This is a genomic window from Streptomyces sp. NPDC029159 (genome assembly GCF_055564055.1).
The window spans coordinates 273,768-295,757 of the sequence record NZ_JBVHWT010000002.1 but is presented as its reverse complement, the minus strand read 5'-3'; the positions used below and the strand labels follow the sequence as shown (position 1 = coordinate 295,757).

At 71.8% G+C, this 21,990-nt stretch carries 17 protein-coding genes; 3 read left to right on the top strand and 14 right to left on the bottom strand.

Features of this window, described 5'->3' with window-relative positions:
- Positions 1–553 precede the first annotated feature (553 nt).
- Positions 554–1,324, bottom strand: a complete 771-nt coding sequence (locus ACZ4U4_RS05530) for an HAD family hydrolase (protein ID WP_051739206.1) — start codon at positions 1,322–1,324, stop codon at positions 554–556.
- Positions 1,325–1,766: 442 nt separating this feature from the next.
- Between ACZ4U4_RS05530 and ACZ4U4_RS05525 the strand changes: the two genes are divergently transcribed.
- Together ACZ4U4_RS05525 and ACZ4U4_RS05520 are read left to right on the top strand one after the other, a co-directional pair.
- Positions 1,767–2,366 carry a TetR family transcriptional regulator gene (locus tag ACZ4U4_RS05525; protein WP_467869204.1) on the top strand — a complete coding sequence of 200 codons (600 nt, stop codon included), beginning with the start codon at positions 1,767–1,769 and terminating at the stop codon, positions 2,364–2,366.
- Between the two features lie 595 nt (positions 2,367–2,961).
- Positions 2,962–3,558 (top strand): ScbR family autoregulator-binding transcription factor, encoded by a 597-nt coding sequence (locus ACZ4U4_RS05520; protein ID WP_467869202.1) that lies wholly within the window; start codon positions 2,962–2,964, stop codon positions 3,556–3,558.
- Positions 3,559–3,598: 40 nt separating this feature from the next.
- On the opposite strand, the gene ACZ4U4_RS05515 is transcribed toward ACZ4U4_RS05520, so the two are convergent.
- From ACZ4U4_RS05515 to ACZ4U4_RS05480, 8 genes are all read right to left on the bottom strand, one after another.
- A complete protein-coding gene (locus ACZ4U4_RS05515; protein WP_467869200.1) occupies positions 3,599–5,128 on the bottom strand; it encodes an amino acid permease in 1,530 nt (509 codons plus the stop codon).
- Between the two features lie 197 nt (positions 5,129–5,325).
- Entirely contained in the window at positions 5,326–6,330 is a 1,005-nt protein-coding gene (gene argF, locus ACZ4U4_RS05510; protein ID WP_467869198.1) for an ornithine carbamoyltransferase, read from the bottom strand.
- A 281-nt stretch (positions 6,331–6,611) separates the two neighbouring features.
- Complete coding sequence (locus ACZ4U4_RS05505) at positions 6,612–7,847, bottom strand: arginine deiminase (RefSeq protein WP_467869196.1); 1,236 nt, start codon at positions 7,845–7,847, stop codon at positions 6,612–6,614.
- A 994-nt stretch (positions 7,848–8,841) separates the two neighbouring features.
- A complete protein-coding gene (locus tag ACZ4U4_RS05500) occupies positions 8,842–9,765 on the bottom strand; it encodes an LLM class F420-dependent oxidoreductase (RefSeq protein WP_467869194.1) in 924 nt (307 codons plus the stop codon).
- A 348-nt stretch (positions 9,766–10,113) separates the two neighbouring features.
- The gene (locus ACZ4U4_RS05495; RefSeq protein ID WP_467869782.1) at positions 10,114–10,569 is read right to left on the bottom strand and encodes a DUF6099 family protein; all 456 of its coding nucleotides are present in this window, start codon (positions 10,567–10,569) and stop codon (positions 10,114–10,116) included.
- A gap of 497 nt (positions 10,570–11,066) precedes the next feature.
- The gene (locus tag ACZ4U4_RS05490) at positions 11,067–11,462 is read right to left on the bottom strand and encodes a nucleotide pyrophosphohydrolase (protein WP_467869192.1); all 396 of its coding nucleotides are present in this window, start codon (positions 11,460–11,462) and stop codon (positions 11,067–11,069) included.
- Positions 11,459–12,808 carry an AAA family ATPase gene (locus tag ACZ4U4_RS05485; protein ID WP_467869190.1) on the bottom strand — a complete coding sequence of 450 codons (1,350 nt, stop codon included), beginning with the start codon at positions 12,806–12,808 and terminating at the stop codon, positions 11,459–11,461. Before ACZ4U4_RS05485 ends, ACZ4U4_RS05490 begins: the two co-directional genes overlap by 4 nt.
- Positions 12,809–12,872: 64 nt before the next feature.
- Positions 12,873–13,262 carry a cell division protein SepF gene (locus tag ACZ4U4_RS05480; protein ID WP_467869188.1) on the bottom strand — a complete coding sequence of 130 codons (390 nt, stop codon included), beginning with the start codon at positions 13,260–13,262 and terminating at the stop codon, positions 12,873–12,875.
- Positions 13,263–13,731: 469 nt separating this feature from the next.
- Here ACZ4U4_RS05480 and nicT point away from each other — a divergent pair, with 469 nt between their 5' ends.
- Positions 13,732–14,823 carry a Nickel transporter NicT gene (nicT, locus tag ACZ4U4_RS05475; protein ID WP_467869780.1) on the top strand — a complete coding sequence of 364 codons (1,092 nt, stop codon included), beginning with the start codon at positions 13,732–13,734 and terminating at the stop codon, positions 14,821–14,823.
- Between the two features lie 201 nt (positions 14,824–15,024).
- Here the strand turns inward: nicT and ACZ4U4_RS05470 are convergent, their stop codons facing one another.
- From ACZ4U4_RS05470 to ACZ4U4_RS05450, 5 genes are all read right to left on the bottom strand, one after another.
- Positions 15,025–16,692: an ABC transporter family substrate-binding protein gene (locus ACZ4U4_RS05470; RefSeq protein WP_467869186.1), complete on the bottom strand. Its 1,668-nt coding sequence runs from the start codon at positions 16,690–16,692 to the stop codon at positions 15,025–15,027.
- Positions 16,693–16,736: 44 nt separating this feature from the next.
- Positions 16,737–18,818: a dipeptide ABC transporter ATP-binding protein gene (locus tag ACZ4U4_RS05465; protein WP_467869184.1), complete on the bottom strand. Its 2,082-nt coding sequence runs from the start codon at positions 18,816–18,818 to the stop codon at positions 16,737–16,739.
- On the bottom strand, positions 18,815–19,735 hold the full coding sequence (locus ACZ4U4_RS05460) for an ABC transporter permease (protein WP_467869182.1): 921 nt from the start codon (positions 19,733–19,735) through the stop codon (positions 18,815–18,817). Before ACZ4U4_RS05460 ends, ACZ4U4_RS05465 begins: the two co-directional genes overlap by 4 nt.
- A gap of 1 nt (position 19,736) precedes the next feature.
- Entirely contained in the window at positions 19,737–20,720 is a 984-nt protein-coding gene (locus tag ACZ4U4_RS05455; RefSeq protein ID WP_467869180.1) for an ABC transporter permease, read from the bottom strand.
- Between the two features lie 414 nt (positions 20,721–21,134).
- Positions 21,135–21,989 (bottom strand): alpha/beta fold hydrolase, encoded by an 855-nt coding sequence (locus ACZ4U4_RS05450; protein WP_467869178.1) that lies wholly within the window; start codon positions 21,987–21,989, stop codon positions 21,135–21,137.
- Position 21,990 lies beyond the last annotated feature (1 nt).

Genomic DNA, 21,990 nt, shown 5'->3' with positions numbered 1-21,990 from the left:
GCGGCCCGAACCACCGGCATCCGTCCCTGGTGAGCGCCCGTTCCCTCGGGACGGCGTACCCACGCCCCGATCGGCAGCCGCGTCAGGCGCCGTCCGCCATGGCGGCGCTCCGCCCGCGGCGCCCCCGCAGCCGCCTGGCGGACCCCGGTCTGCCCTCTCCCCTCCTTACGGAGGGCTGACCGGGGGCCCGCACGGCGGTCTCCGCCCGTCGCCGGTGAACGCGGCGCCGGGCGGGGGGGCGTCCGGTTCGGCACCACGGCGAGGCGGCCCGCCCGCATGGCTCTGCGGCAGGCCGCGGTGACCGCGGAATCCGGTTCCCCCCGGAACGCCCCTCCTGCACCCGCCCCCCGGCGGGCATCACTGCGGGCGCCCGTCCCCACGGACGCCCATTCCCCCTACGGGCACCGCCCCCCCGGCGGCAGCCCCTTCCCCCTCGATGACGGCACCCTCCGGTACCGGCACCGGACAGCGGCGCCCCCCGGCGCCGCTGCCCCGTCAGGGCCGACGGCCCTTCAGGTTCGTGCCGCGGGCGCGCCCGGCGCCCGCGTGGGTGTCACCGGCGGCGTCGCTGCGCCGCCAGCGCCGGAGCCGGCATCCGCCGCGGCCGGGCCGCGGCGATCACCGACACCACATCCTTGAACGAGCTGCACATCCGGGTACCGGCGACCGCCGCCAGCTCCCCGAACGTCCCGGCGCCGTAGGTGACGGCCACCGCCTCCATCCGCGCGGTCACCGCCATCCGCATGTCGCCGACGGTGTCGCCGACGTAGGCGCTCTCCCAGGCGGCGACACCGAGCCGCCCGGCGGCCCGCAGCACCATCTCCGGGTGCGGCTTGCCGCGACGGACCATGTCCTGGCCGATGACGGGACCGACCAGCTCGCGGATGCCCATGACGTCCAGCAGCGCCTCGGCGCCCCGGGTCGACTTGGACGTCGCGACCGCCAGCTCCACACCGTGGGCGCGCAGCGCCGAGAGCCCGGCCGTTACACCTGGGAACAGCAACTGCGGGCCCAGGCACATGACATCGACGGCGAACTGCTCGCGGTAGCGGTTGATCGCGGCGAGCACCTGGGCGTCGTCCTCGGGCTTGCCCAGCAGCCGTCCGAACGCCTGGCCCGGAGGCTTGCCGACGGCGGCCGCCGCCTGCCGCGGGGTCACCGTACGGCCCTGCTCCGCGGCCACCTTGACGAGGAGTTTGGCGATGGCCGGGCGCGTATTGGCGAGGGTGCCGTCCAGATCGAAGACGGCAGCCTTGATCGTCTCGCTTCCGGCGCCCCGTACGCCTCTCACAGGACGTTCGCCGACTACCGCTGATACGCGCATGGCTGGAGACCTTTCCGGATTCCGATGGGTGCACTGGCTGGGGAGCGTGGCCGTCCGGCTGGTCCCGGTGGCCCGCGGTCGACGACGGGCGACGGCTGGGGAGGGTCCTCCGTGGCACACCGCTGTCCTGATGTGGTGCGCCACCGCCGTGGCGGTCACCACGGAAGGGGAGGATCCCGTTTACCGCCTTCGCAGATTTAAAAACCGTCTGCGCTGTTTGTCAATGCACTCCCGTCCCAGAAGGCTTCCACCCGCGCGATCCCAGGCCCCACACGGGAATCGTGGGGTCTTCAACCATCTCCCGCGGCCGGACGGGCGAACGATATGCGACGCCACGCACCCCATACCGGCCATTCCGGAACCCCATACAGAACCGCATGGTTGGTTTTCTCAGTAGACTGTCCTGCCAGCTCGCAGCCGCACTAGAGACGGGACGGACACCGTGCCCACGCAGCATCGCGCCATCCAGAGCCGCCAGGCGCTCATCCGCTCGGCCGCCGAGACCTTCCTGGAGAAAGGGGTGGCCGCGGCCGGGATGGTCGAGATCAGCCGGCGGGCCCGGCTGAGCAAGGGCGCGCTCTATTTCCACTTCACCTCCAAGGACGATCTGACCCTCGCGGTGCGCGACACGGCGCTGAGCACCCTGCAGCGGATCGAGGAGGGGCTGATCCGCTCCCCGCAGCCGATCGGCACCGCCGTACAGGACTTCGCCGCGGAACTGTTCCTGCGGGTGGAGAGCGACCCGGTGCTGCGCGCGGGGCTCCGTCTGCGCCCGGAGACCGCACCCGGGCTGGAGATCACCTCGCTGGAGCGGCGCTGGTACGCGCTCTTCCTCGACAAGGCGATGACCGGCGGGGCCGGCGGCGCTTCGCGATCGGAAATCGAACCGCGCCGTACCGCACAGCTGTTGACGTCGGTCGTGGTGGGCCTGCTGCACCTCGGCTACGAGGACCCCGCCTGGTGGGCGGAGGCGGCGCTCGCCGACGTCTGGACCCTCCTCCCGAACGCCCCCGTCGCCGTCCCGGCCCCCGCCGCCGGCTGAGCCGCGCGGCCCCCCACACCCCGGGCGGCAGCCCCTGAACGGCCCGTCCCGTTCGAGCCGTCGGACCCGTCGGACACCGGCGGCGATGAATTTCCGCCAACCCCCGGGGTGTTGGACATTTTCACCGTGCGTCAACCGGTCATACGGATCGGCATCCGCCGCGGCCCCGCCCGCGGCCCGCACCGCTCCGCCCCGGTGGCACGGCGACGCCGCCACACAAGGGCCCGCCGACCGGGCCCACCTCGCCGCCACAACGCCCTTCTCCCGCCTACGCACCAGTAATTGCGCAGGTCCCAGGGGTGCGGACCGGCGCCTCGGCAGGGCGGAAGCGCTCCTCGACGAGCGGGCCGGCGAGGGGGCGAAGCACCGGACATCACGGTGAACGGCGAGGCGGGCGAGGGTGAACGGTGAGGGCCGCCCGGTGCGACGATTGCGCTCCGTGACGCACGGACCGGCATCGATTCCCGGGCCGTACCGAGCGGTTGGATCCTTATGATGCGGAGCGAGACCCCCGCCACGTGCGACGGGCGCACTCGGGCACAACAACTCCACGAGAGCATACGGAGGGCGATCGGTGGTCAAGCAGGAACGCGCAGTGCGCACACGGCGTGCGGTCCTTGAGGCGGCGGCGCAGGTGATGGGCGTCCGCGGGTACGAGGCCGCGACGATGGCGGAGATCATCCAGCGGGCCGGTGTCACCAAGGGCGCGCTGTATTTCCACTTCTCCTCCAAGCACGCGCTGGCCCGTGCGGTGATCATGGAGCAGACCCAGCACTTCGACCTGCGGGTCAGCGACTCCCGGCTCCAGGACGCGATCGACTTCACCCATCAGGTGGCGGTGGCGCTGCGGGACGACCCGCTGCTCCAGGCCGGTACCCGGATCGCGCTGGAGACGACGTTCAGCGAGGAACCGCTGGTGCCGTACCAGGCGTGGATCGACATCATCGTGAAGATGTTCTCGGACGCCAAGGAGAACGGCGAGCTGCTGCCCGGCGTCTCGCCCGAGGGGGCGGCGGAGTTCTTCGTCTCGTCCTACTTCGGTGTGCAGCTGTTCTCGCTGGCGGCGAGCGACCGTAACGATCTGCCGGACCGGGTCGCCACGCTGTGGAAGCACACCCTGCCGGGGCTCGCGACGGCGGGCGCGCTGAGCCACCTGGAGCCGCACGGCAGCGCGGCACGCGCCGCGGTCTGAGCCGGGGACCGGCAACCGCCCGCGGCGCGGCCCCTACGGGTCAGCTCAGGGGCGCGGGCTCCGAGCGGTGCGCCTCCTCGGCGGACGGTGCGCCCGCCGCGTCCGGCACCGTCTCCTCGGCGCCCCGCAGGCGGGAGTGGCGGCGTCCGTAGCACGCGTAGACGACCGCGCCGACGACGAGGAACGCCGCGAACTCCAGCCAGGTCGCGCGGCCCGTGCCGTAGATCAGATAGAGGCTGAACGCGATGCCCAGGAGCGGGCTGAGCGGGAAGAGCGGGACCCGGAAGCGGCGGGCGAGACCGGGGCGGGTGCGGCGCAGCACCATGACGCTGACGTTCACCACGGCCATGATCGACAGGGTGCCGATGGTGGTCAGGTTCATCACCACGTCCAGCGGGACGACGGCCGCGGGGATCGCGAAGACGACCGCGACGATCCAGGTGTTGGCGACGGGCGTGGCGGTACGGGGCGAGATCCGGGCGAAGACCCTCGGGATCAAGCCATCGCGCGACATGGACATCAGGATGCGGGTCTGGCCGTACATGACCGCCAGGACCACGGAGGCGATGGCCACGACCGCGCCGAAGGCGATCACCCCGCCGCCGACGGCGGAGTGGGTGACGTGGTTGACGATCAGCGAGAGCGCGGCGGGCTTGTCGGCGACGTCCCCGGCGGAGAGCGCGCCGATGGCGCTGAGGGCGACCAGGCAGTAGAGCACGGTGACCACGCCGATGCAGATCATGATCGCCAGCGGGATGTTCCGCCGCGGGTTCTTGACCTCTTCACCCGCGGTGGTGATCGCGTCGAAGCCGATGTACGAGAAGAAGGCGACGGAGGCGCCCGAGGTGATCCCGGCGACGCCCTCGGGCGCGAACGGGGTGAGGTTGCCGTCGCGGAAGGCGGCGAGGGCGATGCCGCAGAACAGCAGCAGCACCACGATCTTCAGGACGGCCATGGCGGCGGTGGCGCGGGCGCTCTCCCGGATGCCCCGCACCAGGAGCGTCGCGGCGAGCAGCATGACGACGACCGCCGGGATGTTGACGATGCCGCCGTCGCCGGGCGGGCTGGCCAGCGCGGCGGGCAGCTGCCAGCCGGTGAGGCTGCCGAGCAGTTCGTTGAGGTACTGGCCCCAGCCGACCGCGACCGCCGACACCGAGACGCCGTACTCCAGCAGCAGACACCAGCCGACGAGGAACGCGGTCCGCTCGCCGAGGGTGGCGTACGCGTAGGAGTACGAGCTGCCGGACACCGGTATCGCGCCGCCCAGCTCGGCGAAGGAGAAGGCGGTGAAGATGCAGGTCAGCGCGGCGAGCACGAAGGAGATGAGGACGGCGGGGCCGGCGTGGGCGACGGTGTCGGAGAGGCCGACGAAGATGCCGGTGCCGACGATGGCGCCGATGCCGAAGCAGACGACCTGGAAGAGCCCCATGCTGCGGGTGAGGCCGTTGCCGTCGAGATCCGTGCCCGATTCGGCGAGGAGCGCGTCGGGGGACTTGATGCGCAGCCCGGGGCGGGCGGCGAGCGGTGTGCGCCGCGCCTGGGACGGGCGGGGGGATGCGGACGGGCGCATGGGGTGGTTCTCATCTCTGGTGGTGCGGGGTGCGCTGCCGGTGCTGGTCGAGTCCGGCGGGCGGAGAACGGGGTACGGCCGGTGGGCCGGAATCCCGTGAGCGGTCGATGGTAACCGCTATGACTGCATGATCGCCCATTTGTACGTATGGGTATGCGGTGCGGGGTGCGCCGGGCGCACCCCGCGGGCGGCGGTCGTCAGCGGCCGAGGGTGGCGACGAGGACGGCCTTGATGGTGTGCATGCGGTTCTCCGCCTCGTCGAAGACGACGGAGTGCGGGGACTCGAAGACCTCGTCGGTGACCTCCAGCGAGGTCAGGCCGTGGCGGGCGTGGATCTCCCGGCCGACCGCCGTGCCCAGGTCGTGGAAGGCGGGCAGGCAGTGCAGGAACTTCACCTCCGGCTTGCCGGTGGCCCGCAGCACGTCCATGGTCACGGCGTACGGGGCGAGGAGCTCGATCCGCTCGTCCCAGACCTCCTTGGGCTCACCCATGGAGACCCAGACGTCGGTGGTCACGAAGTCGGCGCCGCGCACGCCCTCGGCGACGTCCTCGGTGAGCGTGATGCGGGCACCGCTGGCCGCGGCGAGGGCGTGGGCCTGGGCCACGATCTCGTCGGACGGCCAGAGCAGGCGCGGTGCGACGATCCGGATGTCCATGCCGAGCAGGGCGCCGGTGACGAGGTAGGAGTTGCCCATGTTGTAGCGGGCGTCGCCGAGGTAGGCGAAGGCGGTGCCGGTCAGCGGGCGGCCGCCGCCGTGCTCGACGACGGTGAGGATGTCGGCGAGCATCTGGGTGGGGTGCCAGTCGTCGGTCAGACCGTTGAACACCGGGACACCGGCGTGCGCGGCCAGCTCCTCGGCGTCCGCCTGGGCGCTGCCGCGGAACTCGATACCGTCGAACATCCGGCCGAGCACCCGCGCGGTGTCGCGGACGGACTCCTTGTGGCCCATCTGGGACGCGGACGGGTCGAGGTAGGTGGTCGAGGCGCCCTGATCAGCGGCGGCGACCTCGAAGGCGCAGCGGGTGCGGGTCGAGGTCTTCTCGAAGATGAGGGCGATGTTGCGGCCGCGCAGCCGCTGGACCTCGGTCCCGGCGCGCTTGGCAGCCTTCAGCTCGGCCGCCAGGTCGACCAGCCCGCGGAATTCCTCGGCGGTGAAGTCCAGCTCCTTGAGGAAGTGGCGGCCGGTGAGATCTATCGCCATGGTGACTCCTGGTTCACGGCATCGGGGCACGAGGGGGTGTTTCGGACAACGGACTCTGGAATTGTATACGAGCACCCGTATCACTATTCAGGGGCGGGATGTCGGAGCCACCTCGGCGCACCGTACGACGGCCGGTCCGAATGCCTGCGGACGGGGCCTGAGCGGTCCGGGACACGGGCCGAACCGGACCGCGACAGGAGCGGAAGCCCGCTCGGACAGGCACGGCCCCTCATCGGGCGCCACCCCGTCGTAGCCGGGCGGCGCCCTCCGTCCGGACCGCCTCAGACCGTGCCCGGTATGGCGTCGCGCTCCACCGGACAGCTCATACAGCGCGGGCCGCCCCGGCCGCGGCCCAGTTCGCTGCCCGGGATGGTGATGACCTCGATGCCGCGCTTGCGCAGGAAGGTGTTGGTCGTGACGTTTCTCTCGTAGGCGACCACCACGCCCGGCTCCACCGCGAGGACGTTGCAGCCGTCGTCCCACTGCTCCCGCTCGGCGGCGTGGACGTCCTGGGTGGCGGTGAGCACCCGGATGTCGCTCAGCCCGAGCGCCGCCGCCATCGCGCGGTGCATGTGCTCCGGCGGATGGTCGGTGACCTTGAGATCACCCTCGCCGCCGCCCGGCTCGATGGTGTACGAGCGGAGCATGCCGAGCCCCGCGTACTGCGTGAAGGTATCGCCGTCGATCATGGTCATGACCGTGTCGAGGTGCATGAAGGCGCGGCTCTTGGGCATGTCCAGCGCCACGATGGTGCGGGCCGATCCCGCGGCGAACAGCCCTCTGGCCAGCATCTCGACGGCCTGCGGCGTGGTCCGCTCGCTCATCCCGATGAGCACCGCGCCGTTGCCGAGCACCAGCACGTCACCACCCTCGATGGTGGAGGGGTAGTCCACCTGGCCCTGCGACCAGACGCGGAAGTCCTCGTCGCGGAAGAGCGGATGGTGGGCGTAGATCGCCTCGTAGTGCACCGTCTCGCGCTGCCGGGCCGGCCAGCGCATGGCGTTGATCGACACCCCGTCGTAGACCCAGGCGGAGGTGTCACGGGTGAAGAGGTGGTTGGGCAGCGGGCCCAGCAGGAAGTCGTCCAGCTCCATCACATGGAAGCGGACGGAGGTGGGCTCCGGGTGCCGCTCCAGGAACTCCCGCTTCGTCATGCCGCCGACCAGCGCCTCGACCAGCTCCTCGACCGGCAGCGCGTCGAACGCGGCCCGCAGATGATCGGTGGCGAGCGGGCCGTACTCCTTCTCGTCGAAGACACGGTCCAGAACCAGCTCGCGCGCGGTGGGCAAAGCGAGCGTCTCGGCCAGCAGATCGCCGAAGAGATGCACCGCCACCCCGCGATCACGCAGCACATCGGCGAATCCGTCGTGCTCCGCCCGCGCGCGGCGCACCCACAGCACATCGTCGAAGAGGAGCGCGTCCTTGTTGCTCGGCGTCAGCCGCTTCAGCTCCAGATCGGGGCGGTGCAGGATGACGCGGCGCAGCCGCCCGGCCTCGGAGTCGACTTGGAATCCCATCTCTCCATCTTGGCCGCTCCCGCCCCGCGGGGAACGCCGCGGGCGCAATTCGGGGGAGAAGTGGGGGTACGGCTCGGGGGTGCTTCGGGGTGTTCCCTGATCCGGGGAGGGGCACCGCCGGGCCTGTGCCCGGACGTTCCGCAGGGGGCGCACCGCAGACTCCGCGCGCCGGGTGTTCACGCTTCGCTCCGCGCCTCGCGCCGTGCACCGCGTGAGCACGGGGCAGCGCCCTGCCCGTACGCCCCGCGCCGCCGATCGGTGCCAACCCCTCTCTCCGGCGTCTGCGTCCGCCCGACCGGCGCGCCGGTGCGGTGCGGCGGAGAACGGGATCTTTTCAGTGGCGACGCCGCGAACACCGCCCGGGCGCCGCCCCGAAAAGGCAGCAGATCCGGCTCGCGCGGCGGCCGCAGACGGGGTGCGCGAGGCGCCTCCAGGGCATGTACGACCGCCCGGCCCACCCCGTTCGCGGGCCGCCCGCGGACTCCCCCGTGGCCGGTTCCGTTCGTCTCAGGTTTCCCGCCCGCACCCCTCCCGCACGGGGTCCGGAACGTCCCCGCCGGGCTCCGCCGCGCCGCCCGAGGGGATTCCGGTACGGCGGTCGAGCCCACCGACGGGACGCCGCCCTCCGCCGAGCCGCCGTCAACATGGCGCCTCAGGGTGCCGGGAAAACCCGCTCGGAGAGGCGTCAAGTTGACGACGATTACGGCAAAGCGTCATATGGACGGCCGCGACGAAACGCCCGCGTGGTCCGGCAGCCCCGCGCTGCTCACCGTCACCCGGTGAACGGCCGCCCCCGGCCGCGCTCCCCAGGCCCGGACCTCAGCGGCCGACCGCCCCCCGACAGCTGAGGGCACGCCCGGCCACCCGGCCCCCGGAAAGAACGGCAACAGCACAAGGGCCGCCGACCCGGCGGTCACCCACCGGCCCGACGGCCCTCGCTGCCTCGTGCGGTCGCCGCACCCGGGATCGCGGCCCGGTGCGGCGACCGCGGGGCTCAGCCGAGCTGCGACTGCACCTGGGCGGAGATCAGCTCCAGGTGGTCGAGGTCGTCCAGGTCGAGGATCTGGAGGTAGACGCGGGAGGCGCCGATCTCGGCGTACCGCCCGATCTTGTCGACGACCTCGGCGGGCGAACCGGCCAGTCCGTTGGCCTTCAGCTCGTCCACCTCCCGCCCGATGGCGGCCGCGCGGCGCGCCACCTCGGCGTCGTCCTTGCCGACGCAGGCGACGAGGGCGGCGGAGTACACCAGGTCGTCACCCTTGCGCCCGGCCGCCTCCGCCGCCGCCCGCACCCGGCCGAACTGGCGCTCGCTGTCCTGGAGCGAGGCGAACGGGATGTTGAACTCGTCGGCGTACTGCGCGGCGAGCCGCGGTGTGCGCGTCGCCCCGTGGCCGCCGATCAGCACCGGGACCTTGTGCTGGGCGGGCTTGGGCAGCGCGGGCGACTTGGTCAGTTGGTAGTGCGTGCCGTCGTAGGAGAACTCCTCGCCCGCCGCGGTGCCCCACAGGCCGGTGACGATCGCGAGCTGCTCCTCCAGCCTGGCGAACTTCTCCTTGGGGAAGGGGATGCCGTACGCCCTGTGCTCCTCCTCGAACCAGCCCGCGCCCAGGCCCAGTTCGACGCGTCCGCCGGACATCTGGTCGACCTGGGCGACCTGGATCGCCAGCACACCGGGCAGCCGGAAGGTGCCGGCGGTCATCAGGGTGCCGAGGCGGATGCGCCGCGTCTCACGGGCGAGACCGGCCAGCGTGATCCAGGCGTCCGTCGGGCCGGGCAGACCGTCGGAGTTGCCCATCGCCAGGTAGTGGTCGGAGCGGAAGAAGGCGTCGAAGCCGAGGTCTTCGGTGGCCTTGGCGACGGTGAGAAGGGTGTCGTAGGAAGCCCCCTGCTGAGGCTCCGTGAAAATACGCAGATCCATGCCTCCATCCTGCACGCTCAGCCCCCGCGGAACCGTCGCCGCGGACCGCGCGCCCCGGATCGGAGCGTCCGGCGAACGGAAGGAGCCATCGGCGAGGCCGCGGGTGCGTCCCCGGGGCGCTGATCCGCCGGGGCAGGGGTCGCGTCGGGGAGCGCGGGTCCGGCGCCGCCGGTAGGGGCCCGACGGGACCGGGCCGAGGGAAGGCCGGCGGAATGCCAGGGGAAGGCCGGCAGAAGGCCGGGGCGAACGGCTGAGGGCGTCGGGCCTGCGGAAGGCCGCACCGCACAGCCGCCGACATCAGGTCTGCGGAGGGCCGGGAAGAGCCCAGCCGGTCCGGGATGCCGCGTCTCAGGCGAGGTCGCGGTCGCGTACCTCCAGCTTTTCGAGTATTCCGGCTATCCGGTCACGTGATTCGTCCGCCGAGTCCATCACCTCGACGCAGGTCCAGTACATGCCCTCCTCGTCCGCCGTGCACACGATGCCGACCAGCACCTCACAGACCTCCCGCAGCAGTCCGCTCAGGCCCGTCAACGCGCCTCTGACGTCCTTCACTTCGGTCAACCGGGCCGCCCGCAGGGCGCCCCCTCCCGCCACCGGGCACAGCAGTCCCCCGCTGAACCGCCCGCCCGCATCGCCCAAACCCCGTGCCCGGGACCGCACTTCATACGGACCGAATATCGCGAGATGGCTCCCGACCGCCTCGGCCAGGGCTTGCGCCTGCCATGCCTCGACGACCACTTCGCGCACCGTGCTCGCCTCTGCCAGACCGCGCCGACTGGCCGCGATGATCCGCACCGCGTCCATGCGCGTTCCTCCCTTCGTCGTCATCCGTCTCACCTCACACTCTTCCACTACCCAGAGTGAGGGTGAACACCCAAAAACGCCAGGGGAATTCGCAAATCTGTGGACAACCAAGGCGGTACGGAGAGACCGATGACTCCGGAGAGTGACTTATGGCGCGCCCGAGTCTCTCCACTCCCTTTCGTCACGGTCTCCCCCCGCACACTCCGGCGCACCGTCAGAGGGTGGCCGTCACCCTGGTCCCGGGCGGCACGGTGTTCCATTCCGTCCCGGCAGGCGTCGTGTTGCGCAGGAGAGGTGCCGGTCCGGCGCCGGTGGAACGCCCGAAAGCGCCCCGCGCATGTGCCCGAACCGGCCACCCCCGGCAGTGCTGACGGCCGGTCCCCGGCGGGGCCGGCCGTCAGCACTCCTCTCGCAACCGGGTCGCCGTCGGCCCTCTCCCCGTTCCTGCCCGGTCGGCGGACGCCTCCGGGGAACGGCGGGGAACCACCGGACGAAGCTCAGGAGGCGGAATCCGCCCCGCCGGGCCCGTCCGGCGCCCCGTCCGCGGTGCGGTCGCGGTCCGGGCGGGCGTCGCGCACCGCGGGGAAGCGGGATTCGTTCCGTTCGATCTTCGCGGCCAGGGCCGTCAGGGCGTCGATCCCCAGGGCCTCGCAGAACTGGAGCAGATACGCGAGGACGTCCGCGACCTCGTCCTCCACCCGGCGTGCGGAGGACGGTTCGGACATCACCGCGGCCGACTGCTCAGGAGTCAGCCACTGGAAGATCTCGACCAGTTCGGACGCCTCGACGCTGAGCGCCGCCGCCAGGTTCTTGGGGTTGTGGTACTGCTGCCAGTCCCGGGCGGCGGCGAATGCGGCAAGTCGCCGCTGGAGGGTGTGGAGATCTTCACTCATGCCCCCAGGTGTAGCACCCGCACCCCGGGCAGTCCGTCGGCGGCCGCCGGATCCCGCACCGTCCCCAGGAGCCGCACCCGGCCGCGGTCCGCCAGCCGCGCGGCCAGTGCCATCAGTTCGGCGGCCTGCCGGGCGTCCAGGCAGCGGTCCGCGCCGTCCGCGACCACCGTCAGCTGCTGGCGGGCCTCCGGGATCTCCGCCACCGGGTCCATCGCCAGCGCCCGGGGCCCGGTGAGCAGCACCACGGCGAGCCCCAGGTAGCGCAATTCGCCGTCGCCGAGCCGGTCCAGGGGCATCTCCCCCAGGCGCACCCGGTCGAGTACGGCCCGGATGCCTGCCGGTCCGGCCGGCTCCTCCCGGAGCGCCACCGGGCCCGGTGTCACCTCCACCTCGCTCCGTCCGTCGGCCGCCGTCCGCCGGTCCGGCTGCCGGGGCACCGCGTGCAGCTCCTCGGCCGGTCCCGTCCCGGCGGCCTGCACCGCCGTCAGCAGGCCGGTACGGCGCTGCGCGCGCTCCTGGGCCATCCGTTCCAGGACCACCGCCAGGTTGTCGCAGGAGGGCCGCAACCGCGCCTCGTCCATCGCCTCGGCCCCGGCCGGGCGGGGCTCCGTCCGCTTCGCAGTGTCCGGGCGGGCGGCGGTGCGTCGCCCCGGTGGCGTCCGGCCCTCCGGCGCTCCCCCGGGGCGGTCGGCGGCGGCGCACCCGGTGGCGGGCCGTTCGCCGCGGATCGCCTCCGGCCGCGGATCGCACCGGAACACCGACCTGAGCGCCACCACGACCTGTTCCGCGGCGGCCAGCACCAGGCGCTGACCTGCGGTCTTGCCCGCGACGCGGAGCGGTAGCAGCGGGGTGCCGAGGCGGTCGTCGGGCAGCGGCGCGCGGGTGACGGGCGCGGCGCCCGCGGTGTGCCAGGCGGCCTGGACGGAGCGGCGGGCCGGGTCCGTCAGGGCGGTGGTGAGGAGGGTGGCGCCGCCGCCGGTCAGCCGTTCCCCGGCGATCCGCAGGTCGGGCTCGGTCTGGACAGCCAGATCGAGACGGACCGGCCCGGCCGGACCGTCGACGGTGCAGCCGATGCGGAACCCCCGGCGGCCCTGCTCGTCGGGGCGCGCGGAGGCCGGTACGCACGCCGGGGCGCCGCCGGGGACGGACGCCAGCGCGTCGGCGAGCCGTTCCCCGGCGCCGAGCCGGGCGAGGATCCCGTACGCCTGGAGCGCCCCGGTCTTGCCGCTGCCGCTCGGGCCGGTCAGCAGGGTGACGGGGCTCAGCGGGAGGCTGACGCCCCGGTGGTTGCGGAAGGCGGAGAGCCGTAACTCGGTGAGCGCGGGACGCGCGCTGTCGCTATGCATAGCCCGACGCTATGCAGGGTCCCATGGGGCACCCGTCGGAGAACCGTTACACCATCGGCTCTTCCTACGAATGAGGGACGCCGCCGACGGCCGCTTCCGCGACCTCCGTTCCCGGGGGTGCGAGGAGGAAGACATTGGTGTCGACGCGGTGCATTCCGCTGGCCAGCCCGAAGACGACGCCGCTGGAGAAATCCAGGATGCGCTTGGCGACATCCGCATCGGCGCTGCTGAGATCCAGCAGTACGGGGATCTGCGCCATCAGGTACTCGGCGACCTCGCGGGCGTCCGCGAAAGTCTGCACCCGGATCACGACGAATCGGCGGCTCTCCTCGACCGGATCGTCGTCGGGGAGCGCACGGTGATCCGGCCAGGAAGGCCATTCACTGCCGCTACGCAGCGGGACGACCTCGGCCAGACCCTCCCACTGCTCATCGGTGGCATCGGGGCCGTTCACCGCTTCACCTCATTCATGGGGCACTGCCTGACGCAATATCCACATCGATCAATTCCAGGGATAAACATACAAACACCGCCGGGTGCGGTACACATCGCACCACATCCGCGGCCCATCCTGCACCATCCACACCGGCCGGAACCGACAGCCCGGGCGGTTTCCCGCGTCGGGATTGTGTGTGCCTCTTCACCCCGTGCGCCGCGCCTTTCCGGAAGGGGCTCCGTGCGGGTCCGTACCCCGAAATGGGTGGCGGAGCGCGGAAATCCGTCACCGGTCAGCGCCGCCCGGCGGGGGCTTTCGCCGGAGGGGGCCACTCCGAAGCTTTACTGCACATTGGTTGCAAGTAAAACCGACCCGCAGGAATGTGGGGAGGTACGCCCTTCGGAAGAAAGCAGTGTCCATGCCCACGCCCCCGTCCCCGTCCGCGGCCGGCACCGCGCTCACCCGCCGGCAGCGCATCGCCCGCTCGATGACCCGCGCCGAGTGGGGCCGGATGGCGGGCATGGCCTCGTTCATCGTCGCCCTGCACGTCATCGGGTGGTTCACGCTGGTCGCCATCGTGGCGCCGGAACACTACAGCGTGGGCACCAAGACCTTCGGGATCGGCATCGGGGTCACCGCGTACACCCTCGGCATGCGCCACGCCTTCGACGCCGACCACATCGCCGCCATCGACAACACCACCCGCAAGCTCATGGGTGAGGGGAAGCGTCCGCTGTCGGTCGGCTTCTGGTTCTCGCTGGGGCACTCCAGCGTCGTCTTCGCGCTGGCCTTCCTGCTCTCCCTCGGCGTGAAGACGCTCGCCGGACCGGTGCAGGAGGACAATTCCCGGCTGCACGACATCACCGGGCTGATCGGCACCACCGTCTCCGGCGTCTTCCTCTACCTCATCGCCGCGGTCAACCTCGTCATCCTCGTCGGCATCTGGCGGGTCTTCCGGCGGATGCGGGCCGGGTCGTTCGACGAGGACGCGCTGGAGGAACAGCTCAACAACCGCGGGTTCATGAACCGCCTCCTGGGCCGCGTCATGAAGTCGATCACCAAGCCCTGGCAGATGTACCCGCTGGGCCTGCTCTTCGGGCTCGGCTTCGACACCGCGACCGAGGTCGCGCTGCTGGTGCTGGCCGGGTCCGGCGCCGCCTCCGGGCTGCCCTGGTACGCGATCCTCTGCCTGCCGGTGCTGTTCGCGGCGGGGATGTCGCTGCTGGACACCATCGACGGTTCGTTCATGAACTTCGCCTACGGCTGGGCGTTCTCCAAGCCGGTCCGCAAGGTCTTCTACAACCTCACCATCACCGGACTCTCCGTCGCCGTCGCGCTGCTCATCGGCACCGTCGAACTCCTCGGCCTGCTCGCCGACAAGCTCGATCTGCACGGATTCTTCTGGGACTGGATCGCCGGACTCGACCTCAACCTCGTCGGCTTCGTCATCGTGGGCCTCTTCTTCGCCACCTGGGTGGTCGCGCTCGCCGTCTGGAAGTTCGGCCGGATCGAGGAGAAGTGGACCGCGGGGCTGCGCTCCGGCGCCGCGCAGGAGGGCGCGCTCAGCTCGTCGGATTAGCCATCGCCGCCGTCGGCCCGCATCACCGCGGGAGGGCTCACCTCCACTTCCGGTGGGCCCGCCACCGGCCCGCCGGGGCCGCCCGGCCGCCGTACGGTGACCGGGCCTTGGCAGGCGGCCGTGGGCGCGCGGCCGGGCCGGGGCGGGGCGGGGCGGCCGGGCCGGGGCGGGCGGCCCGGTCCGCGCGGCCCGGCGGGGGCGTCACTTCTGCCAGCCGACCGCCTCCGGCAGCGGGCTGTGGAAAATCGTCGCGCCGACGTTGGCGAGCCCCTTCTTCACGCCGTACGTCGACGGGCCGCTGAACAGCGGCAGGAAGGCGTACTGGGCCAGCGCCTTCCGCTCGACCTTGTTGACCGCCGCCGCCTGCTTGCCGAGGTCGGCGATGTCGGCGGTGGCGCGGATCTCCTTGTCGAGGGCGGGGGTGCCGGCGCCGGTGAGGTTGGAGTCGCGGCCTGAGCAGTAGAAGTCGCAGAGGTAGCGGGTGCCGAACGGGTCCATGGAGCGGTTGCCGGAGAGGATCAGGTCGAAGCGGCGCTCGTTGAGGATCTTGGCGAAGTCCGCGTCGTCGCCCTTCTTGACGACGAGGTGGATCCCGGCAGGCTTCAGCATCGCGGCGAGGGCGCCCGCGGTGGCCTTGCCCAGCGGGTCGTCGCCGAGGAGGGTGTAGCCGATCTCCAGCTTCCTGCCGTTCTTGACGCGGACGCCGTCCGGGCCGGGCTTCCAGCCCGCCGCCGCCAGCGTCTTCGGGGCGTCGCCCGGCGCGTACTTCAGCACGGCCGCGACGTTGTCCTCGTACCCCTTCTGGAAGCTGTAGAGGACGGCCGAGCCGGGCAGCGGTTCCTTGTGGTCGAGGCCCTGGAACTGGATGCGGGCGATCTGCGCACGGTCGACGGATGCGATGACGGCTTTGCGGACGGCCTTGTCGGCGAGGACGGGGGACTTGGTGTTGAAGTTCAGCGAGTACTCGAACGGGGAGCCACCGCTGCGGATCTCGGTGCCCGCCAGGCCCTTGAGCTGCTTGAGGCTCTCCGCGTCGACGGCCGAGACGTAGTCGAGCTGGCCGTTCTTGAAGGCGTTGACCGCCGCCGTCGACTCCAGGTTGACGTAGACGCGCTTGTCGAGCTTGCCCTTCTTCCCCCACCACGTGGGGTTGCGGACGAAGGTGATGTTGCCGGAGTGGGTGTCCCAGCTGCCGACGGTGTACGGACCGGCGCCCCACTCCGGGTGGGCCTTCTTCACATACGCCTTGTTGAAGTTCCCGACGGTGGCGGCCTTGGGGTGCAGGAAGGTGCTGAAGAGCGCGGGCCAGGCGGGGTTGACGCCCTTGAAGCGGATGACGGCCTGTTTGGCGTCCTTGCCGCGTGCGACGGCGGTGATCCGGTCGTAGCCGTCCGTGGAGGCGGCGGCGTACTCCTTGTCGGAGCCGTTGTTCGCCTTCCAGGTGGCCTCGATCGCCCGCCAGTCGATGGGCGTGCCGTCGTTGAAGACGGCCTTCGGGTTGAGGGTGAGGACGACCTTCTGGTTGCCGCCGTCGACGGTGACCTCGACGTCGCTGTAGTAGTCGGGGTTGTACCGGACCTCGCCCGCGGGTGAGTAGGTGATCGCGTCCGCGTTGTACCAGGCCCAGACGCGGGCGGCGGTGAGGGTGGCGTTGACGTTGAACGGGTTGCCCTGGTCGTCGAAGGTGCCGGCGGTGGTGTAGGTGCCGCCGTCCTTGATCTTGTCGTAGGGCTGCGGGTTGTAGTCGACGGCGGCCGACGCGGTCCTGGGGCCGTCGGCGGTGTCCTTCGCGGCGGGCGCCTGGCAGGCGGTGGCGGCCACGGAGACGGCGGCGACGAGGGCGGTGGGCAGGACCAGTCTTGCGCGCATGACGGCAGGGTTCCTTCGTGTTCCGGGGAGAGGTGGGGTGCGGGTCAGACGGCGTGGCAGGCGTAGCGGTGGCCGGGGGCGCCGTCCGCCTCGGCGGGGGCCGGCGGTTCGGTGCGGCAGCGGCGGCGCAGTTCCTCACCGGCGTGGCGGTAGAGCGGGCAGCGGTCCACGAAGACGCAGCCCTCGGGCAGCCGGGTGGCGCTGGGCTGCTCGCCCTCCAGGACCAGCCGCTCGCGGGTGCGTTCGCGCTCCGGGTCGGGCACCGGGATCGCGGAGAGCAGCGCCCGGGTGTACGGGTGCCGGGGGTCGGCGAAGAGCGCTTCGGTGGGGCCGGTCTCGACGAGGTGGCCGAGGTACATCACGGCGATGCGGTCGGAGAGGTAGCGGACGACGCCCAGGTCGTGGGCGACGACGAGGGTGGCGAGGGAGAGTTCCCGCCGCAGCCGCGCCAGAAGGTTGATCACCCCGGCCTGTACGGAGACGTCGAGGGCGGAGAGCGGTTCGTCGAGGACGAGCAGCTTCGGCTCGGTGGCCAGCGCCCGGGCGATGCCGACGCGTTGGCGCTGGCCGCCGGAGAGCGCGGCCGGGAAGCGGTCGCTCACCGCCGGGTCCAGGCCGACCAGGCGCAGCAGTTCGGGGACGCGGGCGCGGATCGTCGCGCGGTCGGCGCCGATGGCCTGGAGGGGTTCGGCGAGCAGATGGTGGACCGGCAGCCGCGGATCGAGGGCGCCCAGCGGGTCCTGGAGGACGATCTGGACGTCCCGCCGCAGCTCCCGGACGCCCGCCCCGGCGGTCGCGACATCCCTCCCGGCGATCTCGATGCGGCCGCCCTCGGGCCGCTTCAGCCGCAGGATCTCCAGCAGGGTGGTGGTCTTGCCGCTGCCGGACTCGCCGACCAGGCCCAGGGTCTCCCCGGCGCGCAGTTCGAAGCCGACGCGGTGGACGGCGTGCAACGTGCCGACCCGCCGCTTGAGGACGGTGCCCTTGGTGACGGGGAAGGTCTTGACCAGGTCCTCGACGCGGAGCACCACCTCGCCGGGCGTGGTGGATCCGGCGCCGGGCCCTGGCGCGTCCTCCGGCGCGGGTCCGGCGGGGTCCACCGTCCCGTCGGCCACCTCGTCGGCGCGGAGGCAGGCGGCCTGCCCGTGGCCGGGGATGTCGCGGAGTGCGGGGTCGGTGGTGCGGCAGGCGTCGACGGCGATGCGGCAGCGGCTCGCGAAGGCGCAGCCGGGCGGCGGGCCGACGAGGGCGGGCGGTTCGCCGCCGATGGGGATCAGCGGGCGGCGCTCCCCGCTGTCCACGGTGGGGACGGCGGCGAGCAGCCCGGCGGTGTACGGCATCACCGGCCGGTCGAACAGTTCCCGCACGCCCGCCCGCTCCACGATCCGGCCCGCGTACATCACGGCGATGTCATCGGCGTGACCTGCGACGACGCCGAGATCGTGGGTGATCAGGACGAGCCCGGCGCCGGTCTCCCGCTGGGCCACCCGCAGGACGTCGAGGATCTGCGCCTGGACGGTGACGTCGAGGGCGGTGGTGGGTTCGTCGGCGATGAGGACGGCAGGCCGGTTGGCGATGGCCAGGGCGATGACGACGCGCTGGCGCATCCCGCCGGAGAACTCGTGCGGGAAGGAGCGGGCGCGCTCGCGGGGGTCGGGGATGCCGACGAGGTCGAGGAGTTCGACGGCGCGGTCCCAGGCGGCCCGTTTCGTCAGGCTCTGGTGGACGCGCAGGGCGTCGGAGAGCTGCCGGCCGACGGAGAAGATCGGGGTGAGGGCGGACAGCGGGTCCTGGAAGATCATGCCGAGGTCGGCGCCGCGGACCGCGGAGAGCGCCTTGTCGTCGAGTCCGACCAGGTCACGGCCGTGCAGCAGCACCTGCCCCGTGACGTCGGCGGTGGGCGGCAGCAGGCCCATGACGCCCATCGCGGTGGCCGATTTTCCGGAGCCGGATTCGCCGACGATGCCGAGGGTGCGGCCCGGCAGCAGATCGAAGGAGACCCCGCGGACCGCCTCGGCGGTGCCGGCTTCGGAGGGGAAGGAGATCCGCAGGTCCCGTACGGACAGCACGGGGGTGGTGGCGGCCGGCCGCGGTGCCGGGCGGGTCAGGGTCGTCGTACGGGTCATCGTCGGCCTCCAGCGGCGCCGGTCACGGAGGTGGGGTCGAGGGCGTCGCGCAGTCCGTCGCCGGTGAGGGTCATCGAGACGGTGAGCAGAACGACCAGCCCCGCGGGGAAGGCGAAGAGCCAGGGGGCGCTCGTGACGGTGCCCGCGCCGTCGGCGAGCATCGTGCCGAGGGAGACGTCCGGGGTCTGGACGCCGAACCCGAGGAAGGAGAGGGCGGTTTCGCTCAGCACGGTCGCGACGACGCCGAGCGTCAGATTGACGATCAGCAGCGAGCCGAGGTTCGGGATCAGATGCCGCCAGATGATGCGCGGGGCGCTGACACCCATGAACTCCGCCGCCGTCACGTAGTCCCGCTCGCGCAGCGAGGTCGAGACCGACCAGATGACGCGGGCGGTGGACATCCAGCCGAAGACCGTCAGCACGACGACGAGCACCCGCCAGTCACCGGCGAGCCGGTGGGAGACCAGCGCGAGGATGAGGAAGGACGGGACGACCAGCAGGAAGTGGATGACGGCGAGCGTCAGCCGCTCTATCCGGCCGCCGAAGTAGGCGGCGCCGGAGCCGATGACCGCGGCGACGACGACCGTCAGCACGGAGACGCTGACGGCGATCACCAGGGACCGCTGGAGGCCGTGCACGGCGGAGGCGTAGACGTCGTTGCCGCCCTGGTTGGTGCCGAACCAGTGGGTGGCGCTCGGTGGTTGGGTGAGCGCGGCGAAGTCGGTGTCGGCGTAGGTGTACGGGGTGAGCAGGCCGCCGCAGACGCTGAACAGCACCAGCAGGGCGAAGATCGCGACGCCGGTGACGGCGAGCCGGTTGCGCAGGAAGCGCCGCAGGTAGAGGCGGCCGAGACGGTGTGCGGGCGGCGCGGGGGCCGGGGCGCCGGTTTCGGTGGCGGTTTCCGTGGCGGTGGCCATCTCAGCTCACCCGGACTCTCGGGTCGAGGAAGACGGTGGCGATGTCCGCGAGGATCGCGCCGACCGCGGTGAGGGCCGCGGCGAAGGCGGCGGTGGCGACGGTGCCGTGCACATCGTTCTTGGCGATGGTCTGGAGGAAGTAGCGGCCCATTCCGTTCCAGCCGAAGATCGTTTCGGTGATGACGGCGCCGGTGAAGAGCGCCGGGATGCTGAACGCCACGGAGGTCGCCGTCGGGATCAGCGCGGTGCGCAGCGCGTGCCGGCGGATCGCCTGGGCGCGGGTGAGCCCGGTGGCGCGGGCGGTGCGGACGTAGTCGGCGTGGACCGTGTCGAGCAGCAGCGACCGCTGGGTCAGGTGGTAGCCGACATATCCCATCAGGGTCAGCGTCAGGGTCGGCAGGATCAGATGGAGCAGGCGGTCGCCGACCGTGGGGAGCAGACCCGCGACGTTCGGGGAGTTCTCCCCCGCGACGTAGAGGAAGTGCAGCCCGGCGTGCTGGTTGAGCCAGATGGCGACGGAGACCACGGCGAGCGCGGCGACGGACGTCGGGATGTTCAGCACCAGGACGGAGACCACCTGGGAGACCCGGTCGGCCCAGCCGTACTGCCGCGATGCGGTGTGGACCCCCAGCGCGACGCCGAGCAGGACGGACAACGCGGTGGCGAGGAAGACGAGTTCGGCGCTGACCAGCGAGCGGTAGCCGATCTCGCCGTTGACGGCGACGCCCGTGGGGGACCTCCCCCAGTCGAAGTGGAGGACGACGGAGGTCAGCCACTCCCACCACCGGTGCACCAGCGGCACCTGCGGGTCCAGGTTGTAGGGCGCGAGGGCCCGGTCGATCTGCTCCTCGGTGCGGACCGGCCGCAGATCGCGGAAGTTGGCGCGCGGGTCGAGGAACCAACTCGCCAGGAAATACGTGGCGTTGGTGGCGACCACGATCATCAGCAGCCAGCCCGCGGCCTTGCGCGTCACATGGCGCAGCACGCGCGCCACCTCCTGGGGCGGGCCGCGGGGGCGCCGGGTCTGCGGGACTTCTGCATGAGCCGTGGAGCTTTCCGGGAAGGCGGGACATGAGCGACGTGCACGAATGTGCGAACGTCAGTCTTGTCCGCGCCTCTTCACCGGCGCCAGAGATGCCATAGGGCCGCCATGAGACCGACATTCCGCTGTAGCAATCGACGCATTCCCGGAAATGCTTACGCGGCGGATCTCTTACGGAAACCGGCGGGACGAGGAAGGTACGCCGCCCCGCCATTCTTCGACGAATAGCCCCTTCTCTTGTGGAGTAACTCCGTTGGGGCTGAAGGGATTTGCTCGGGACGCACCCGACGGGTTCACGCGACACGGCTGACCGGCGGCGCGGGAGAAATCCGCACCGCCGGTCACCAGGGCGGAACGTCAGATCGCGACAAGACCCGCGAGGATTTCGGCGGCGGCCTGCGGGTGGACCAGCCAGTGCAGATGACTTCCCGGCAGCGTGTGGACGTCGAAGGGGTTGCCGGGGGTGAGGGCGTCACCTTCGCGGATCATCCGGTCCTGCATACCGATCGGAATGGCGAGGTCCTCGGCCAGCCGCACATAGGTCTTGGGAATGCGGCCCCAGGTCGCTTCCTGTGCGCAGTCGGCGGTGGTCCCGGCGTCGAGATTGTCGTCGGGCTGGAAGGTGTTCACGAAGGCGCGGAATTCGTCGTCGGTGAGGTCGACGCCGAGAGTCTGCCGCAGGGCGCCGAGCGCCTCGGGGTCCGCGGTACGGAAATTGCAGCGGAGCAGCCCGAGTTCCGCCGGATCGCCGACCAGCGCGGTCGCCATGGCGCGCGGATCGACGTCCGCCATCTCCGGCTCCGCGTAGTACCCCGCGACATCGAGGTCCACCGGGCACCACCCGGAGACGTAGACGAGGCGGTCGACGAGGTCGGGCCGGGCGTTGGCGACCGCGGTGAGGGTGATGCCGCCGCGGCTGTGGCCGACGAGCACGGTCGGGCCGTTCCGCTTCGCCCGCTCCAGGACGGCGATGACGCGGGCGACGGCGTCGCCGAGGGTGACGTCCCTGATGGCGCCCGGCGCCGAGGCGAGCGCGTCGGGGTCCTGCGGCACCTGGTAGGCGGCGGGGAAGGTCGCCTCGAAGCCGTGCCCCGGCAGGTCGACCGCGACGGACCGGTGCCCGAGCAGGCCGAGTTCGGCCTGGAGCGGCGCGAAGGAGAAGGAGTTGGCGAACGCCCCGTGGACGAGGACGAAGGTCGGAAGAGTAGGCATG

Excerpts from the sequence above, each read along its gene's own strand:
- ACZ4U4_RS05495 (WP_467869782.1), bottom strand. The coding sequence starts at position 10,569 with ATGGACGCGGTGCGGATCATCGCGGCCAGTCGGCGCGGTCTGGCAGAG.
- nicT (WP_467869780.1), top strand. The coding sequence starts at position 13,732 with ATGACCCGCGCCGAGTGGGGCCGGATGGCGGGCATGGCCTCGTTCATC.
- ACZ4U4_RS05500 (WP_467869194.1), bottom strand. The coding sequence starts at position 9,765 with ATGGATCTGCGTATTTTCACGGAGCCTCAGCAGGGGGCTTCCTACGAC.
- ACZ4U4_RS05465 (WP_467869184.1), bottom strand. The coding sequence starts at position 18,818 with ATGACCCGTACGACGACCCTGACCCGCCCGGCACCGCGGCCGGCCGCC.
- ACZ4U4_RS05530 (WP_051739206.1), bottom strand. The coding sequence starts at position 1,324 with ATGCGCGTATCAGCGGTAGTCGGCGAACGTCCTGTGAGAGGCGTACGG.
- ACZ4U4_RS05515 (WP_467869200.1), bottom strand. The coding sequence starts at position 5,128 with ATGCGCCCGTCCGCATCCCCCCGCCCGTCCCAGGCGCGGCGCACACCG.
- ACZ4U4_RS05505 (WP_467869196.1), bottom strand. The coding sequence starts at position 7,847 with ATGGGATTCCAAGTCGACTCCGAGGCCGGGCGGCTGCGCCGCGTCATC.
- argF (WP_467869198.1), bottom strand. The coding sequence starts at position 6,330 with ATGGCGATAGATCTCACCGGCCGCCACTTCCTCAAGGAGCTGGACTTC.
- ACZ4U4_RS05490 (WP_467869192.1), bottom strand. The coding sequence starts at position 11,462 with ATGAGTGAAGATCTCCACACCCTCCAGCGGCGACTTGCCGCATTCGCC.
- ACZ4U4_RS05485 (WP_467869190.1), bottom strand. The coding sequence starts at position 12,808 with ATGCATAGCGACAGCGCGCGTCCCGCGCTCACCGAGTTACGGCTCTCC.
- ACZ4U4_RS05450 (WP_467869178.1), bottom strand. The coding sequence starts at position 21,989 with ATGCCTACTCTTCCGACCTTCGTCCTCGTCCACGGGGCGTTCGCCAAC.
- ACZ4U4_RS05470 (WP_467869186.1), bottom strand. The coding sequence starts at position 16,692 with ATGCGCGCAAGACTGGTCCTGCCCACCGCCCTCGTCGCCGCCGTCTCC.
- ACZ4U4_RS05460 (WP_467869182.1), bottom strand. The coding sequence starts at position 19,735 with ATGGCCACCGCCACGGAAACCGCCACCGAAACCGGCGCCCCGGCCCCC.